This window comes from Mycobacterium sp. IDUB_37 (genome assembly GCF_055419245.1).
Map to the genome: position 1 here is coordinate 181,297 of NZ_JBVAXG010000008.1, position 16,882 is coordinate 198,178.

Annotated in this window: 16 protein-coding genes; 9 read left to right on the forward strand and 7 right to left on the reverse strand. The window is 64.2% G+C overall.

Features of this window, described 5'->3' with window-relative positions; genetic code table 11:
* Nucleotides 1-128: 128 nt before the first annotated feature.
* The gene (gene dnaA, locus ACZY1I_RS24315) at nt 129-1,622 is read right to left on the reverse strand and encodes a chromosomal replication initiator protein DnaA (RefSeq protein ID WP_463758338.1); all 1,494 of its coding nucleotides are present in this window, start codon (nt 1,620-1,622) and stop codon (nt 129-131) included.
* 567 nt (nt 1,623-2,189) lie between these two features.
* Here dnaA and rpmH point away from each other — a divergent pair.
* The 9 genes from rpmH (at nt 2,190) to ACZY1I_RS24360 (ending at nt 9,067) form a co-directional block, all read left to right on the forward strand.
* Entirely contained in the window at nt 2,190-2,333 is a 144-nt protein-coding gene (gene rpmH / locus ACZY1I_RS24320; RefSeq protein ID WP_463758342.1) for a 50S ribosomal protein L34, read from the forward strand.
* Between the two features lie 23 nt (nt 2,334-2,356).
* Nucleotides 2,357-2,719, forward strand: coding sequence for a ribonuclease P protein component (rnpA, locus tag ACZY1I_RS24325; RefSeq protein ID WP_463758346.1), 363 nt, complete (start codon nt 2,357-2,359; stop codon nt 2,717-2,719).
* Between the two features lie 101 nt (nt 2,720-2,820).
* Entirely contained in the window at nt 2,821-3,078 is a 258-nt protein-coding gene (yidD, locus tag ACZY1I_RS24330; RefSeq protein ID WP_463758578.1) for a membrane protein insertion efficiency factor YidD, read from the forward strand.
* Nucleotides 3,062-4,198: a membrane protein insertase YidC gene (yidC, locus tag ACZY1I_RS24335; protein WP_463758349.1), complete on the forward strand. Its 1,137-nt coding sequence runs from the start codon at nt 3,062-3,064 to the stop codon at nt 4,196-4,198. Before yidD ends, yidC begins: the two co-directional genes overlap by 17 nt.
* A gap of 120 nt (nt 4,199-4,318) precedes the next feature.
* On the forward strand, nt 4,319-4,879 hold the full coding sequence (locus ACZY1I_RS24340) for a Jag family protein (protein WP_463758351.1): 561 nt from the start codon (nt 4,319-4,321) through the stop codon (nt 4,877-4,879).
* 92 nt (nt 4,880-4,971) lie between these two features.
* Entirely contained in the window at nt 4,972-5,733 is a 762-nt protein-coding gene (gene rsmG, locus ACZY1I_RS24345; protein WP_463758353.1) for a 16S rRNA (guanine(527)-N(7))-methyltransferase RsmG, read from the forward strand.
* Between the two features lie 200 nt (nt 5,734-5,933).
* Complete coding sequence (locus ACZY1I_RS24350; RefSeq protein ID WP_463758356.1) at nt 5,934-6,836, forward strand: ParA family protein; 903 nt, start codon at nt 5,934-5,936, stop codon at nt 6,834-6,836.
* Nucleotides 6,837-6,838: 2 nt separating this feature from the next.
* Nucleotides 6,839-7,822, forward strand: coding sequence for a ParB/RepB/Spo0J family partition protein (locus ACZY1I_RS24355; protein ID WP_463758359.1), 984 nt, complete (start codon nt 6,839-6,841; stop codon nt 7,820-7,822).
* Nucleotides 7,823-8,269: 447 nt separating this feature from the next.
* Complete coding sequence (locus ACZY1I_RS24360) at nt 8,270-9,067, forward strand: acetyltransferase (protein ID WP_463758361.1); 798 nt, start codon at nt 8,270-8,272, stop codon at nt 9,065-9,067.
* Here ACZY1I_RS24360 and ACZY1I_RS24365 read toward each other — a convergent pair.
* From ACZY1I_RS24365 to ACZY1I_RS24390, 6 genes are all read right to left on the reverse strand, one after another.
* Complete coding sequence (locus ACZY1I_RS24365; protein ID WP_463758364.1) at nt 9,064-10,284, reverse strand: N-acetylmuramoyl-L-alanine amidase; 1,221 nt, start codon at nt 10,282-10,284, stop codon at nt 9,064-9,066. The genes ACZY1I_RS24360 and ACZY1I_RS24365 overlap by 4 nt on opposite strands.
* 215 nt (nt 10,285-10,499) lie before the next feature.
* Nucleotides 10,500-10,850 (reverse strand): thioredoxin, encoded by a 351-nt coding sequence (gene trxA / locus ACZY1I_RS24370; RefSeq protein WP_463758366.1) that lies wholly within the window; start codon nt 10,848-10,850, stop codon nt 10,500-10,502.
* Nucleotides 10,847-11,851: a thioredoxin-disulfide reductase gene (gene trxB / locus ACZY1I_RS24375; protein WP_463758369.1), complete on the reverse strand. Its 1,005-nt coding sequence runs from the start codon at nt 11,849-11,851 to the stop codon at nt 10,847-10,849. The genes trxA and trxB overlap by 4 nt, the downstream gene beginning before the upstream one ends.
* A gap of 129 nt (nt 11,852-11,980) precedes the next feature.
* A complete protein-coding gene (locus tag ACZY1I_RS24380; protein ID WP_463758372.1) occupies nt 11,981-12,715 on the reverse strand; it encodes a hypothetical protein in 735 nt (244 codons plus the stop codon).
* A 69-nt stretch (nt 12,716-12,784) separates the two neighbouring features.
* Nucleotides 12,785-13,357, reverse strand: a complete 573-nt coding sequence (sigM, locus tag ACZY1I_RS24385; protein WP_463758375.1) for an RNA polymerase sigma factor SigM — start codon at nt 13,355-13,357, stop codon at nt 12,785-12,787.
* Nucleotides 13,358-13,422: 65 nt separating this feature from the next.
* Nucleotides 13,423-16,881, reverse strand: a complete 3,459-nt coding sequence (locus ACZY1I_RS24390) for a lipid II flippase MurJ (RefSeq protein ID WP_463758580.1) — start codon at nt 16,879-16,881, stop codon at nt 13,423-13,425.
* Nucleotide 16,882: the final 1 nt, after the last annotated feature.

Consider the following 16,882-nt stretch of genomic DNA (forward strand, 5'->3'; position numbering starts at 1 on the left):
GTGAGTTTGTGTGGTTTGTACACAGTGCTACCCACACGCCGATGGTGGTGCCGGTGTGACTCGAGGGAGGCAAGTTTTTTCCAAAAATCAGCCAAGCTGACAGAAGAGCGGTGCGGAATATGGGGGATTCAGCGCTTGGAGCGCTGACGGATCCGTGTAGTGAGCTCTTTGACGTTGTCGAAGATCTCTCGTCGCTCGGCCATCTCGCCACGAATCTTGCGTTCTGCGTACATCACGGTGGTGTGGTCGCGGCCGAATGCCTGGCCGATCTTGGGCAGTGAGAGGTCGGTGAGTTCGCGGCACAGATACATAGCAATCTGCCGCGACTGCGCAAGTGGACGGGCCTTACCCGGCCCACGTAACTCTTCGACCGTCGTGTCGAAATACTCGGCGGTGGCAGCCATGATCGTGGCTGCACTGATCTGCATGCCGCTCGCGTCGGCGATCAGGTCGCGCAGCACGATCTCGGCGAGCGATTTGTCGATGGGCGTCTTGTTCAGCGAGGCGAATGCGGTGACCCGGATGAGTGCGCCTTCGAGTTCGCGGATGTTGCGCTCGATGCTGCTGGCGATGAGTTCCAACACGTCGTCGGGCACTGCCAGACGTTCGACCTGTGCCTTCTTGCGCAGGATGGCGATGCGCGTCTCGAGGTCGGGCGGCTGCACATCGGTGATCAGACCCCACTCGAACCGGGTGCGCAGGCGGTCCTCGAGGGTGGCCAGCTGTTTGGGCGGCCGGTCGGATGAGATGACGATCTGCTTGTTCGCGTTGTGCAGCGTGTTGAAGGTATGGAAGAACTCTTCCTGAATACCGTCCTTGCCTTCGATGAACTGGATGTCATCGACCAGCAGTACGTCGACGTCGCGGTAACTGCGCTTGAACGAAACCTTGCGGTCGTCGCGCAACGAGTTGATGAAGTCGTTGGTGAATTCTTCGGTGGAGACGTATTTAACCCGCATGCCGGGGAAGAGGCGCTGCGCGTAGTTGCCGGCCGCATGCAATAGGTGTGTCTTACCCAGACCGGACTCGCCCCAGATGAAAAGCGGGTTGTAGGCGCGGGCCGGTGCTTCGGCGATCGCCAGGGTGGCGGCATGCGCGAACCGGTTGGACGAACCGATGACAAAAGTGTCGAACGTGTAGCGCCGGTTGAGGCTGGTTCCGCTTGCGGCCGAGGTGTCGGTGGTGGTGGGACGCGCGTTGAAATACGTCGGCCAACTCTGCCCGGGGCCGGGGTCACGGTGCGCATCGTTGTCTGGGGGATCGTTCGGTTCGGGTTCGTCGACCGCGGCCAGTGTGTCGGCCTGGGGGTAGGTGCTGTCGTTTTCAGCTGGCGGAGGCGCGATGCGTACGCCCAGTTGGATCTGTTGTCCGAGCCGCCGGCTGAGGGCATCGGTGATGGGCGTGCGCAGATGACGTTCGATCTCGTTTTGCACGAATACGCTCGGCACCGACAGCAGAGCAAACCCCTCGACGATGGTGAGGGGTTGCACGAGATTCAACCAAGCTCTTTGCTGGGGAGTTAGCGGAGCGGTGAGTGTGGGGCCGTTGCCGGTCTCACCGTTGAGTTCGGCGACGACCGAGTTCCATACCGTTGCGAATCCGGAACCGGGGTCATCGGTCAACGACGTATCTCCCTATTCCGACGGTCGAACCACATCATTTTTGTTGGCTACGGAATAGCTGTCCACATAGTTATCCACAGATGTGGACAGGACGGTCGATAACGGGCCGAAGCCTAGTGGCAACGGTTCGCGATCTCCGTGCTGGGGACAACTTCGAGGTTGTCCGGTCAGCTAGTGGATCAGCCATCCTCGCTTTGATGTCGACAGAGTTTCCAAGTACGAATCGGCTTGGAGACTACACCGCCCGAAGCTAACAGTTTTCGGTGCGGCTGCCAACAGTTCTCCCGTATCCATTTCAGCGTTGTCCGTGCTCGTGACGAGGCTCAAATGTGGTCGGCAGACGACGATTTTCACCTCGGACGCGGCCCCGGCTGGGTCTAGTGTTGCGGGCGAGGTTTGACCAGGGCAAGCCTCATCAGTACCCTCAAACAGTCGCCCGAAAGTCGGCGATACGGCTGCGACCCGGATAAGCCCCGGAGAACGCGCCGGCCAGCTAGCGAGAAACACCACCGACCAACGGTTCAGTAGCGGTTGGATGGTTGTGCCAAACACAGCGAGGAGAACGCCGTGGCCAAGGGAAAGCGGACCTTCCAGCCGAACAACCGGCGTCGAGCCCGCGTTCACGGTTTCCGGTTGCGGATGCGTACCCGCGCGGGGCGGGCCATTGTGTCCGGGCGCCGTGGCAAGGGTCGCCGCGCTTTAACTGCCTGATCGCAACGTCGGGTTCCCCAGCGGTGCTTTCTGCACGCAACCGTATGAGGCGATCGACGGACTTTGACGCGACAGTGAAGTACGGAATGCGCATGGTGCAACCCGATGTCGTCGTTCATGTCCGCCGGTCGAATCAGCACGAAGACAGCCAAGGACCGCGTGTCGGGCTGATCATTGCGAAGCGGGTGGGTTCTGCGGTGGAACGACATCGCGTGGCTCGGCGACTCAGGCATGTGACCCGGCCGCTCCTGGAAGGTCTGCATCCGCATGATCGGGTGGTCATCCGTGCACTGCCGAGTAGTCGGCACGTGTCATCGGCGTGGTTGGAGCAGCAGTTGAGAAGCGGCCTCCGTCGGGCGTTCGAGCTGGCCGGTGCCGACCGGTGAACGCGTCGGTGTGTAGCCCTGTCCAAGCGGTTCGCTACGCGAGCAGGGTTGGCACTCCGTTGGCGCGCGCGCTGATCTACCTGATTCAGCTCTATCGACACATGGTGTCTCCGTTGCGGCCGGCATCGTGCCGGTTCGTTCCTACCTGTAGTCAATACGCCGTCGATGCCCTCACCGAGTACGGAGTTGTTCGGGGAGGCTGGTTGGCGGTGGCCAGGCTGGCCAAGTGCGGGCCTTGGCACGAGGGAGGATGGGACCCCATCCCGGAGCGTCACCCATGTCGGGTCCATGTTGATGTCCTGCCCGGAGTCGTCCGCGATCATCCGGCAGAGCAAGGGGAGAGTGAATCTTTTGTTTGATTTCTTCAGCTTGGACTTCATCTACTACCCGGTGTCGTGGATCATGTGGGTTTGGTACAAGGCGTTCGCCTTCGTGCTGGGCCCGGACAATTTCTTCGCCTGGGCGCTGTCGGTGATGTTCCTGGTGTTCTCTCTGCGTGCGCTGCTGTACAAACCCTTCGTCCGACAGATTCGCACCACGCGGCAGATGCAGGAATTGCAGCCACAGATCAAGGCGCTGCAGAAGAAGTACGGCAAGGACCGCCAGCGGATGGCGGTCGAGATGCAGAAGCTACAGCGCGAGCATGGCTTCAACCCCATTCTGGGATGCCTGCCGATGTTGGCGCAGATTCCGGTTTTCCTGGGGCTGTATCACGTATTGAGGTCCTTCAACCGGACGACCGGAGGCATCGGCCAGCAGCAGCTGTCGGTCGCCCAGAACCGCGCTACCGGTAACTACGTCTTCACGCCCACTGATGTCGGGCATTTCCTGGACGCCAACCTGTTCGGCGCACCGATCGGTGCGTCCATCACCCAGCAGGGAGGGTTGGACGCATTCACCCATTTCGACCGCACGGCGGTGATCCTGGTCTGTGTGCCGGTGATGATCCTGGCCGGCGTCGCGACGTACTTCAACAGTCGTGCCTCGGTGGCACGACAGAGTGCGGAAGCTGCGGCGAACCCGCAGACGGCGATGATGAACAAGTTGGCCCTGTACGTGTTCCCGTTGGGCGTGGTCGTCGGTGGTCCATTCCTTCCGTTGGCGATCATCTTGTATTGGTTCGCCAACAACATCTGGACCTTCGGTCAGCAGCACTACGTGTTCGGGATGATCGAAAAAGAGGACGAAGCTAAGAAGCAGGAGATACTCGCGCGGCGGGCGGCGAATGCACCCGCGCCGGGTGTCAAGCCCAAGCGCAGTTCCAAACCGGCCTCGGCGACAGGGAACGGTTCTTCGGCAGACGACGAGTCTTCGGTTCCGCTGGACGTCGATGCGACCGATGGCGGGGATATTGCGGTGGACGGCAAGCCGGGCAGCGCCGCACAGGCTCCGGTGAGCAAGACCAATACCGGGAGCGGGAACAACGGGCCGGGCCGCACGCCGCGACCGGGTGCCAGACCAAAGAAGCGCAAACGCTAGTTTGCGCGCAGAACTTGCCGGAGCTCGCAGGCTAGTCCGTAACGCCTGGGGAACGACACAGCAAGACAGCGCGGCGCCAGCGCCGCGAATACCAACCCGTGGATGAGGGGAGAGAAAGCCATGACGGACGCTGACACCACAGAGCTTGACTCGGAGGCTGACGTGACGGCCACGCCAGACGAAGAGTCCGAGGGTCCTGGTGAAGAGGGTGACGACCTGGAAGACCGTTTGGTCGCCGAGGGTGAGATAGCCGGCGACTATCTGGAAGAGCTGCTGGATCTGTTGGACTTCGACGGTGACATCGACTTGGACGTCGAAGGTAACCGTGCGGTGGTGAGTATCGACGGAAGCGACGACCTGAACAAGTTGGTGGGCCGCGGCGGTGAGGTGCTCGACGCGTTGCAGGAACTGACCCGGCTGGCTGTGCACCAGAAGACCGGCGTGCGCAGTCGACTGATGCTCGACATCGCGAGCTGGCGCCGTCGGCGGCGTGAGGAGTTGGCCGCACTGGGTGACAAGGTTGCACGCAGGGTCGCCGAGACAGGCGAGCGTGAGGCGCTGTCGCCGATGACTCCGTTCGAGCGCAAGATTGTGCACGACGCTGTCGCGGCGGTTTCGGGTGTGCATAGCGAGAGCGAGGGCGTGGAGCCGACTCGGCGCGTCGTCGTCTTGCGTGACTGACCCTGGAACCCAACCCTGACGAGGCCGTGATCGGTCGAGTTACAGGTTTGTAGTTCTAGCGGGTTCAGTTGGCGGCGCCTGGGAGCGGAGGGATGTTTCACGTGAAACATGGCGATCCGAGCGATCCCCAGAAGCTGCCAATAGGAAGCCCCGAACCAGCGCCGCCGAGGATCGTCGACCCTGGCGCGCCCACCATGCCGAGGGCGGCTGCAGTGATCTTCGGGGACCGGCTTGATCTCGCGGTGCAGTACGCCGAGATCCTCGCTACGGACGGAGTCGAGCGAGGACTGCTCGGGCCTCGAGAAGTTGACCGATTGTGGGATCGTCACGTGCTGAATTCCGCCGTGATAGGTGAGTTGCTTGATGAGGGCTCCCGCGTCGTGGACATCGGCAGTGGCTCTGGGCTTCCTGGGCTGCCGTTGGCAATCGCTCGCCCGGACCTGGAAGTATTCCTGCTTGAGCCGATGTTGCGCCGGAGTGATTTTCTGCTCGAAGTAGTGGCAGCCCTCGGCTTGCCGGTCGAGGTGTTGCGGGGTCGTGCCGAGGAGAAGCCCGTGCGGGAGCGTCTTGGCGGTAGTGACGCGGCGGTATCCCGGGCGGTCGCGGCCTTGGACAAGCTGACGAAGTGGAGTATGCCGTTGCTGAGGCAGGACGGGCAGATGGTCGCCATGAAGGGGGAGCGTGCCCCCGACGAAGTCAACGAACACCGGCGCGCTATGGCTGCGGTCGGCGCAGTAGATATCCGGGTGGTGTCCTGTGGCGTGGATTGCCTAGACCATCCGGCGACCGCCGTGGTTGCACGCCGTGCCACACGGCCTCGGCACAACAGAATCGCAAGTAGGGGAGCGCTATGAGGTTCATCCGCAGTACTGCAAAGGGAGAGTCTCCTTCCCCGGAAGGCGGTGAGGAGATCGATCGGAGGACCCCGGTGGCTGGTGACAGTCAGGCGGAACAGCAACCTGACGACGCGGGTACGCACCGGCATCGGGCGGGCTCGGGTCGGTCCCCAGCGCGCCGGGTAGCGGCCTCGGCTACGGGGGCGCACAATCCCAGGGTGAATGTTTCACGTGAAACATCGAACGAGTTCGACACCCCTATCGGCGCAGCTGCCGAACGTGCGATGAGGGTTCTACACACCGCTCACGACCCGCTCAAGCGACCAGGTCAGCGCCGCCTGTTCACCATCGCTAACCAGAAAGGCGGGGTAGGTAAGACAACAACCGCGGTCAATCTCGCGGCCGCGCTTGCTGTGCAGGGACTCAAGGCACTCGTGATCGATCTGGATCCCCAGGGAAACGCGAGTACCGCACTAGGTATTGCTGACCGCCAATCCGGCACACCGTCTTCCTACGAGGTGCTCATCGGCGAGGTCTCGTTGCGAGACGCCCTGCGCCAGAGCCCGCACAGTGACCGGCTGTTCTGCGTGCCGGCGACAATCGACCTGGCCGGGGCTGAGATCGAATTGGTCAGCATGGTGGCGCGGGAGAATCGGTTACGCAACGCCCTCGCCCAGTTGGACGACTTCGACTTCGACTACGTCTTCGTCGACTGCCCACCGTCATTGGGCCTGCTCACCATCAATGCGCTTGTTGCCGCACCCGAGGTGCTGATCCCCATCCAGTGTGAGTACTACGCGTTGGAGGGTGTATCGCAGCTGATGCGCAACATCGAGATGGTGAAGGCGCACTTGAACCCACAACTCGATGTCACCACCGTCCTGCTCACCATGTACGACGGGCGCACCAAGCTGGCCGATCAAGTCGCCGAGGAGGTTCGGCGTTATTTCGGAGACCGCGTGCTGCGGACGGTCATCCCGCGCAGCGTCAAGGTATCGGAGGCGCCAGGCTACAGCATGACGATCATCGATTACGATCCCGGATCGCGTGGAGCGATGAGTTATCTCGACGCCAGCCGCGAGCTCGTCGAGCGCGATCGTCCAACAGCCGGGAAGGCATAACCATGACGCAGCCGTCACGCAGGAAGGGTGGGTTGGGCCGAGGCCTGGCCTCGTTGATTCCCACCGGCCCGGTCGATGGTGAGTCGGGACCAGCGGCATTCGGCCCGCGGATGGGTTCGGCCGCGGCTGATGTGGTGATCGGGGGGCCGCTCCCGGACGCCGCGGCAATGGGGGCGGTGTACCGAGAGATCGCGCCGGCGGACATTGAACCGAACCCGCGCCAGCCACGCCAGGTGTTCGATGACGAAGCGCTGTCGGAATTGGTGCACTCCATCCGTGAATTCGGCCTGTTACAGCCGATCGTCGTACGCGCCGTCCCCGCCTCGCCTGGGGGAGCCCGGTACCAGATCGTGATGGGCGAGCGGAGATGGCGGGCAGCCCAGGAAGCGGGTCTGGCGACCATCCCGTCCATCGTTCGCGAAACTGGCGACGACAATCTGCTGCGCGACGCGCTGCTGGAAAATATCCATCGCGTACAGCTGAACCCGTTGGAAGAAGCGGCGGCCTATCAGCAGTTGCTCGACGAGTTCGGTGTTACTCACGACGAACTGGCGGCCCGGATCGGGCGATCGCGACCGCTGATCACCAATATGATCCGGCTACTCAAGCTGCCGATCCCCGTCCAGCGCCGAGTCGCCGCGGGCGTGCTCTCGGCCGGCCATGCCCGTGCACTGTTGTCGCTGAATGCCGGGCCGGATGCACAGGAAGAGCTGGCGAGCCGGATCATCGCAGAGGGACTTTCGGTGCGAGCCACCGAAGAAGCAGTCACCATGGCCAACCGTGCTGACCCGCTGACGCCGCCGCCGGCGCGCCGCAAGCCGATCCAGATGCCAGGTCTGCAAGACGTTGCTGAGAAGCTGTCGAATACCTTCGATACGCGCGTCACGGTCGCTCTCGGCAAACGAAAAGGCAAGATCGTGGTGGAGTTCGGGTCCGTCGACGACCTGCAGCGAATTATCGATTTAATGACCGTAAATAAGGTCTGAGCGGGTAGGACCAGACATACGCTGTAATTACGTCACTGTGACACTGAGCTGGTTTGGGACCGGAAACAGACCCGGCCCCGTCGCCGTGAAACAACGGAGATCTGATGTGCGGCAAGTTAATTCGACAATGAAGAAGCCATTCGAAGGCAATTTCTGGCCGCCGCTCGGAGGGTTGAAGAGCGGGCCGACGGGGAAACTCCAGTGGCCGGGCCAACACTGGCCGGACAGCCGCAAACTCTCCTATTCTGGAGGGGTTGCCGGTGCGCTTCATCCCGGGGAAGGGCCGGGTAGCTTTTATCGCCTCGCAATCTCGCGAGGCACGGACGGCAGGGGAGTGCAACGCTCCCGGGATCGCCTTGCGACGTCGCGAGCCGGCCTCCCAGTAGACGCAGCGCCGCGGAGGAATGAGGCCATGGCCATGATCAAGGCACGGAGGCTAGGAGACTAGTGTCAGCTCGGATCACACCGCTGCTACTCGAGGCCTTCGAGCAGCTTCCCAAGCACGCGCGCCGCTGCGTCTTCTGGGAGGTCGACCCGGCAACCCTCGGCAAGGATGACCACCTCGCTGACCCTGAATTCGAAAAAGAAGCGTGGCTGTCGATGGTGATGCTGGAATGGGGTCCGTGCGGCCAGATCGCGACGACGATCCCCGACGAGCGCGGTCACGCCGAACCACCGTGTCTCGGATACATCTTTTACGCGCCGCCGCGCGCGGTGCCCCGGGCCCATCGATTTCCCACCGGACCCGTCTCCGCGGACGCCGTGCTGTTGACATCAATGGGTATAGACCGTGGGCAGGCCGCACCGGAGGACATGGCCGATTTGTCGCACAGCCTCATTACCCGAGTGATCGATGAGATGGTGCGACGCGGCGTGCGGGCACTGGAAGCATTCGGCCGCACGTCGGCGGCCACCGAGTTGCAGGCCCCGATAGCCGCTGACATCCAGCCGGTGCTGGAAGCGCTCGGGGACTGCTCGGTCGAGCATTGCATCATCGACGCCGATTTCTTGATCGACGCAGGTTTCGTGGTGGTCGCACCGCACCACTACTTCCCGCGCCTGCGCTTGGAGCTCGACAAGGGCCTGGGTTGGAAGGCAGAAGTTGAGTCGGCGCTGGAGCGCCTGCTGGAGAACGCTCAACTGCAGCAACCGGTGGGGGCGACTCCGGCAGGGGCCGGGACGGCCAGCGACGCGTTAAACGTTTCGGCGGCAGGGGATTTCGACGCCCGAAGGCGGAAGTACTAGGAGCCGCTAATCCTGCTGGCTCGCTCTACCGACAACTCATGAGCGAGTAGTTCCGCGAAAGTGAATGTGCCGGTGGGCCGGTCGTTCTTTCCCAACAGGTACAGACGCTTGACGGCGGCGAGAATTCCTTCGGCGATCGCATCACGGTTTTGCGTGGCAACCAGCATCTCGCGGTCGCCCGTATTGGTTATGTAGCCGACGTCGACCTGGACGGTGGGCATCCTGGTCAGTCGCAGCAGATCCCATGTCCGGCCGTGGACCCGACAATCCTGTAACCCAGTGCGAGCGACCACTTCTCGCTGAATGAAGTCGGCAAGGTTGCGGCCGATGGTCGACACCGAACCGTGCGAGTTGCCGAAATGGAAGGAAGCCACCCCATTCGCCGCAGCGGCGGTCTGGTTTTCGCAACGCAGGCTGATCATCAGGTCCGCGCCAACGGAATTGGCGATGGCAGCCCGTTCGGCATCCGAGGGGCTGCGGTTGGTCGGGCGGGAGAGGAAGGTCTCCATGCCGATCGCGGTCATCCGGCCTTCCAGCCGACTTGCCAAGTCCCACAGCACGTCTGCTTCACTGATCGGTCCCTCGGGACCTTGAGTGATCAAACCGTGGTCGCTGCCGCCGCGGCCCGGATCGATGATGATCCGCTTGCCCGACAGTTTGGGCCCGGAGCGGCGGACCAACTCTTCTTCGCGAATCGCGTGCGGCGAACCACCACTGACGCGCGAACTCAGGAAGTACAAGGAGCGCAACGTCTCTGGGCCGCAGATGCCGTCGGCGGAGAGTCCGTATTCGCGTTGATACGACATCAACGCGTTGTGCGTCTGCAACCCGAAATGCCCGTCGACCAAACCGGTGTAGAAACCGAGGTCTTGTAGCCGGGCCTGCAGTGTCGCGACATCGTCACCGTAAAGCGGGGCGCCGAATTGGTGGTACAACGTGCGGGCACCAAGCCGGTAGGAAGCTTCCTTCAGGGCGCGGTAAGTCGCTTCGCCAACGATGCCGTCCACCAGCAACCCACGGTGCTGTTGGAAGGCACGGACCGAGTAGTCGAGGTCGGCGTCGAATACGTCAAGAGCGACGTGCCGACCGGTGCTCAGGTCTTCGTCGGGGTTATCCGACATTCCGAGCGCGGCCAACGCCGCTCGGATCTCGGTGACAGCAGCTCCGCGGTCGCCACAGCGCAGCGCGTCGCCGTCTTCGCGGCGCTGACTCGGCATACCAAGGGCCCTCCGGGACTAATTGACTTCGCTGCCACCTGCAGCACAGTTAATTCTTATTGTCTCAGATGTTTGCCAATATCGGGAAAACCGCAGGCCGATCGCGGACTCGTTTCGGCAACGGGTCTGGGCCGGCGGGTCGGGTCGGTCAGTAGCCGGGCCGCCATGGTCGGATCGATGCGCGGCCCGGCCCCTAGATCGGTCCCGAGACCGATCTAGGCCAGATTGGGAACAGCGTCGGAAAGCTCGCGCAACAAGGCAGCCTTGCCCTTGGCGCCGACAATCCGCTTCACCGGCTGACCGTCCTTGAACAGGATCAGGGTCGGAATCGAGACGACTTGGAATTCGCGCGCCGTCTCGGGATTGGCGTCCACATCCAGCTTCGCGATGGTGAGGTCGTCCCCCTTTTCGGTCGCGATCTCTTCGAGCACCGGCGCTACCATCTTGCACGGGCCGCACCAGGTCGCCCAGAAGTCGACCAGCACCGGCTTATCACTGGACAACACGTCCGTCGGGAAAGAAGCGTCGGAAACCTCAATCGTGGCGGACTCTGCAGAACTGCTCATCGCTGTGCTCCTATCAGGGTGTCGGTACTGTCGGCGTGTCCGGTCGTTTCGTGCTCGGCGAGCCATCGTTCGGCATCGATCGCGGCGGCGCAGCCACTGCCCGCGGCGGTGACGGCCTGCCGGTAGGTGCGGTCTACCAGGTCGCCGGCGGCGAACACACCTTCCAGTGAGGTGCTGGTGGTGCGCCCTTGTACCAGCACATAACCGTCCGGGTCGAGATCCACCGCGTCGCGTACCAGAACGGAGCGCGGCTCGTGGCCGATCGCGACGAATACACCGGTCACCGGCAGGGTGGTCTCCTCGCCGCTGACCTTGTCGCGCAACCGCAGTCCGGTGACTGTGCCGTCGCCGTCGACGCCGAGCACGTCCTTATTGGTGAGGATGGTGATCTTGTCGTTGTCCTGGGCGCGCTGCAGCATGATTTTCGAAGCCCGGAACTCTTCGCGGCGGTGCACCAAGGTGACGCTGCGGGCGAAGCGGGTCAGGAAGGTGGCTTCCTCCATCGCGGAGTCACCGCCGCCGATTACGGCGATGTCCTGATCACGGAAGAAGAATCCGTCGCATGTGGCACACGAGCTCACGCCGCGGCCCAGCAGTTCCTGCTCCCCGGGCACGTGCAGATACCGCGCGGCGGCACCCATCGCCAGAATGACGGCGCGGGCATGGAACGTCTCACCTTCGGCGGTGACGACAGATTTGACCGGCCCGTCCAGCGACACCGATTCGACGTCGTCCATGCGTAGGTCGGCGCCGAATCGCAGTGCCTGCTCGCGCATCTGGTCCATCAACTCCGGTCCGGTGATGCCGTCGCGGAAGCCCGGGTAGTTCTCCACCTCTGTGGTGGTCATCAGCGCGCCGCCGAACGAGGTGCCCTCGAAGACAAGCGGCTTGAGCTGGGCGCGGGCGGTATAAAGCGCCGCCGTGTAGCCGGCCGGGCCCGACCCGACGACGATCACATCGTGGATGGTGTCGGGAGCATCGGAAGAAGATGTGGTGGTCATGCAATCCTTTCGGGGAACTCAACCCGAGCTCAAGATTGAATCTTGATCTCAAATCGTACGAACGCCAGCGTAGGCACTGCTGTTCCCGGCTGCGACGCGCGACACCTCGGTGACCTGAGACTCCGAAATTCAGCGGGGGATAGTGGTGCTGGCCAATAAGCCAGTGTCGGCGGCGCTGCAGTTCACCGACACCGCGTAGGCAACCACGGTGTTCGCTGTGTCGCCCGGCACGACGAGCACCACGCCGGGCCGGGCGTTGATGTCGACCGGCTGTGCGCCCAACACCTGGATTGACGCCGGATAGCCGAGTCCGCTGAGGCAGGAGGCCCGCTGTGACGCGTTGCCGAGCGCTCCGAAGTCGGGTGCGCGGTGCAGCAGCGCGAGGATTTCGTCGTCGGAGAGCGGGACGACCGGCGCGGGCGTCGAGATCGTGATGTGCTCCGCGGTTGGTCCCACGCTGGTTGTCGGCGGCGGCTCGTCGAGCAGCGCGGCGGTTCCGACCCCGACCGCTGCGACCACCGCACACAGGCCGGCAAGGCCGGCAGCGACTCGCGCAGGACGCATCGGCGGCTTGGCCGCGTGCGTCGCCTGCGGCGAACCGCCGGGAGACCTCAGCGCGGCCGAGACACTGGCCAAGACTTCGGGTGGAGCGTCCGGAGCCGGGGCGTCGCCTGCGGCGGCCACGTCGTCGCGCACCTGCTGCAACGCCTGCCAGGCAGCCGCCGCCTTCGGATCGGTGCGGATGCTGCAACGGACACGTGCGGCCGTGTCGTCGTCGAGCAGACCCGCCTGCAGATCGGCGAGAAGATCAACGCTCGGGGTTGGGTTTGCGCCCGGTGCAGCGGGGTCGGCCGGGTCGGTCACGTGTCCATTCTGACCGCTGTGCGTGGGGCGCGGTTGTGTCCACCCGCTCTACGCCCGGATCGCAGTGAGCTATGTCGCCCTGAGCACGTCGGCGTCGGCGTCTAGATAACCCAGCAGAAAAGCGAGCCTGACCCGGGCCCGAGCGCAGCGACTCTTCACCGTGCCTTCGGGGATCCCCAGCAGCGCGGCGGTCTCCGCTATCGAGTAGCCCTGCATGTCGATGGCCACCACCACCGCGCGTTGCTGCGCGGGCAGTCGCATCAGAGCCTTCTGCACCACCACCGCGGTCTCGACCGCGACAGTGCGATCGGCGGCCGGATATACGTCGTCGAGTGGAACGGTCGGGTGGGTCTTGGCGCGGCGCATCCGGTCCAGGCAGGCGTTGAGCAGGATGCGGTGCAGCCAGGTGCTGACCGCCGCGTCGTTGCGGAACGCGCCGGCGCCGCGATGTGCCGCCAACATCGCGTCCTGGAACGCGTCGTCGGCGTCCTCACGGGAAAGGCTGGTCAATCGCGCCAGCCGGTACAACTGCCGATGATGGCGACGGAACAATTCTGCGAACGCGTGCCGGTCGCCGGCGACGTGCGCAGCCAGAAGTTCAGCGTCGCTGTGCCCACCCCGTTTGGCTCCCCAAAAACCCACCGCCGGAACGTAACCGATCGATGTTGCACCGGCACTTCACCCGAAGCGCCGGGTGTGCGTGGCGCTCAGGAGGCGGCTTGAATGGTGATTTCGGAGATCTCGGATTCGCTCTTGCCATCGGTGGTGCCCAGGATAGGAATCCACACCAGCAGGTTCGACGTCGGCGAAGACGATTTGACCTGAATGGTGTTAGGACCGGGCTTGACCGCGGTGGCCGGAGTCAGGACGGTGGTGTCTTCGAGCCTGGTCGGATTCGGCGTGGCCGACGAGCGGATCTCGATCTTGGTTCCGGTGCTGGAGACGTTGAGGGTGACGGCACCGACGTTGGTCGGCTTCGGCAGCTGCAAGATCAATCCGACACCGCTCTTGAAGCCGGGGAACGGCGCCGCGTCGGAGTAGGTGTCGGTATGCCAGACCGTGGTGGGATTGCCGTCGATCGCCTGGCCGGCCTCGCCCGGATTATCGGCGTCGCCGCCGGGGGAGAAGACGGTGGCCTTGATGGGTTTGACGGTGCTGCCCGCCGGTGCGGACGAAGGAGATTCCGATGCTGCCGACGAAGTCGGGTTGTTGAGACCGAGCCGATCGCGGTCGAAGCCGTTGCCGACGTCGCCGAAGATCTCACTCACCACCGAGGCCAGGACGAGCAGCGCGATTATCAGGACCGTGGCTCCGGCGCCCACCCCGATCAAGATATTGCGGCGACGGCGGGAGTACCCCTCACCGGTGCCGCGATCGGCGGGCCGACGTGGCGCCGACGGCGTGAGCGGCTCCTCGACGGGACTGATCACCTCGGTGCGGTCAGCCACCGCGGTGGCCTGTTGCAACAAGTTCAAAAGTGTTGAGGCGCTGCGTATTCCGCCGTCTTCTTGAATCGATCGGGCGGCGACTGCGGAGATTTGGAATGGAATGTCGCGGTCGATGACGGTCGGTTCCAGCGGGACGGCATTCGAATCGCGGTCGGCGGGCGCCAACCCGCTGCGCTGGCCGGATTCCGGCAGTGGCCATCGGTTAACCAAGAGTGCATACAGGGCGGCGCCGATACCGCGGATGTCATTTTCCGGGCTGGCGTCGGGCATGGTCGCCGGATAGGCCAGAACGACGTCGCCGTCGATGCTGACGCGCACCCGGCTGGGGTGATCGAGGGACAGTGCCACGCCGGCCCGGTGAGCGGCGTCGGCGGCCGCGGCCAGCGACTGCATGGCTCGGATGGCACCCACTGGCGACGGTGAGGTGTCGGCGACCTCCTGCAGCGAGCCGCCGCGGATCCACTCCGCGACCACTAGGCCGCCGGATCCGGTGTGGACCACATCGAGTATGCGGGCGACGCCGGGCTTGTCTATCCGGCTGAGCCGCAAGGTGCGGGCCAGGATCTCCTGCAGCACTTCGTCCGGAAGGACGCCCTCGGGGTCGACGAACGTGAGCGCAACCTGCCGGTCCAGCGCGGTGTCCAGGGCTTGCCAGAACTGCAAGGGTGGCGTGCCGCCATGCGAGAGCAGCAGGCGGTAGCGGCCATTGGCAATGCGGGCGCCGGGGACAAGACTGACATCGTCTTGCGGCGCCGAAGGTTCGGGACTGCGTTCCCGCGGTGCGTCGAACGCCAACGGCCCGCGAGTGTCGAGATCGGCGTTGAGTTGGTCACGGGGCGCTTGCCGCGGACCACGGTTGCTTCGAGGCGCAATGTCGGGCTGGAAGTCGTCGGCAAGCGGCCGCGATGAGGCGCTATCGGATGTGCGGTCGGTCACCCCCGGTCCTTTCGCTTTTGCGGCCCTGGCTCCCGGAGGTCTGCGCCGGATCGGCTCCTGAGGCGCTCCGGACCCGGGCAGGGACGGGTTTGTCCCCGGTAGGGACGCATTTGCCCCTGGCAGGGACGAATTTCTTTGCTCAGGGTACGTGACCGGGGGCCGTCCGGACGACACAGTCACGTTGCCTGGGTTCTGCTGTGCGCGGCCACGTCCGATCCGGCGCTGGATGACCCCGAGAACCGCCCTCGCCTCGGGGACCTGCGCGCCGAGCAGCACCCCGGCCAGGATCGGCACCATGATGATTCCCAGGATCAGCAGGCGCAATAGCGAACCCATGCCGCCGTGGTCGGTGAGCCCGTTCAGCCCGAGCAGTCGGTCGGCAACATGGGCGATCAGGCCGGCCAGCAGCGACGCCGCGATGGTCACCAGGATGGTGCGAATCTCGCTGAGGCCGATCAGCGGACCACCCTTGGGTCGCAGGCTGCGACGCAAAAGAAAATGGCCGACCAGCGCGCCGGCCACGAAGCCCACGCCGTTGGCCATCCCCAGGTAGCCGGCGATCAGATCTTTGTTGCTGGTCAGGTGGGGCACCAGCAGCGAGCCCGCGATTTTGACCGTGGTGATCACGATGATGATCACGATCGGTGTCCACGGTTGTTCGCGGGCGTAGAACACCCGCAGCTGCAGCAGCACCAGCGCATACGGGATCAAGGTGAACGCCGACAGCGCAATCGCCGCGCCCAGAAATCCGGCATCGACCTGGCCGAAATGGCCGTAGGCGAACAGCGCGCTGCCCATTGCCGAGCCGCCGACGGTCATGAAAGCCACCGTCGGGATCAGGGTGATCATGGTGAGCCGGGTGGCCAGCGACAGGTCGGCAAGCACCGCCGGAATATCGTCGGCCGCCGCGTTGCGGCTCAGCCGCGGCATGACGACGGTCAGCACCGTCACGCCGATCATGCCGAACGGCAGCATCAGGACCAGCCAGGTGTAGTTGTAGATCGCCGGGCCAGAGGCGGCTGCGCTGCTGGCGACCTGGTTACCGACGATGTATCCGAGCTGGCTGATGACCACGTAGAGCACCATCGCGGCGGCCATCGTGCCGAACCGCTTGAGCCGATCGTCAAGTCCCCACAGCGGGCGCAGGCTGATGTGCTGGCGTTGGATCGCGACCAGCAGGACCGCGGTCTGCGCGATCACCCCCAGGGTGGTGCCGATGCCGAGCACCAGCAGTTTGGCGTTGCCCATCTTGACGGGATCGACCGAGAGTTCGCCGGGGACCGCGAGGTAGATCCCCAGGGTCGCGATCGCCACGACGTTGTTGACGACCGGTGCCCAGGCGGGCGGTCCGAACACATTGCGGGTATTCAGGATCGCCATGAACACCGACGACAAGCCGTACACCAGCACTTGGGGCAACAGCAGATAGGCGAAGGCGGTGGTCAGCGCTTCGTTGACCGCGGGGTTGCGGCCCAGCAGCAGCCGGACCAGCAGCGGCGCGGCCGCCACCGAAAGCACGGTCGCGATGATCAGCAGGGTGGTGGCCAGCGTGACCAGCCGACGCACGAAGGCCGCACCGCCGTCGGGGTCGTGTTGCTCGGCGCGAGCCAGCACGGGCACGAAGATCGCAGTGAACGTAGCCTCCAGGACTAGCGCGGCGATCATGTTGGGCAGCTGGTTGGCCACCGAGAACGAGCTGGACAGTGCCGCGCCCAGGATCGCGGCCAGCAACACGATTCGGGCGAATCCGGTGAGCCGACTGATCAGGGTCGCGAAGGCCATG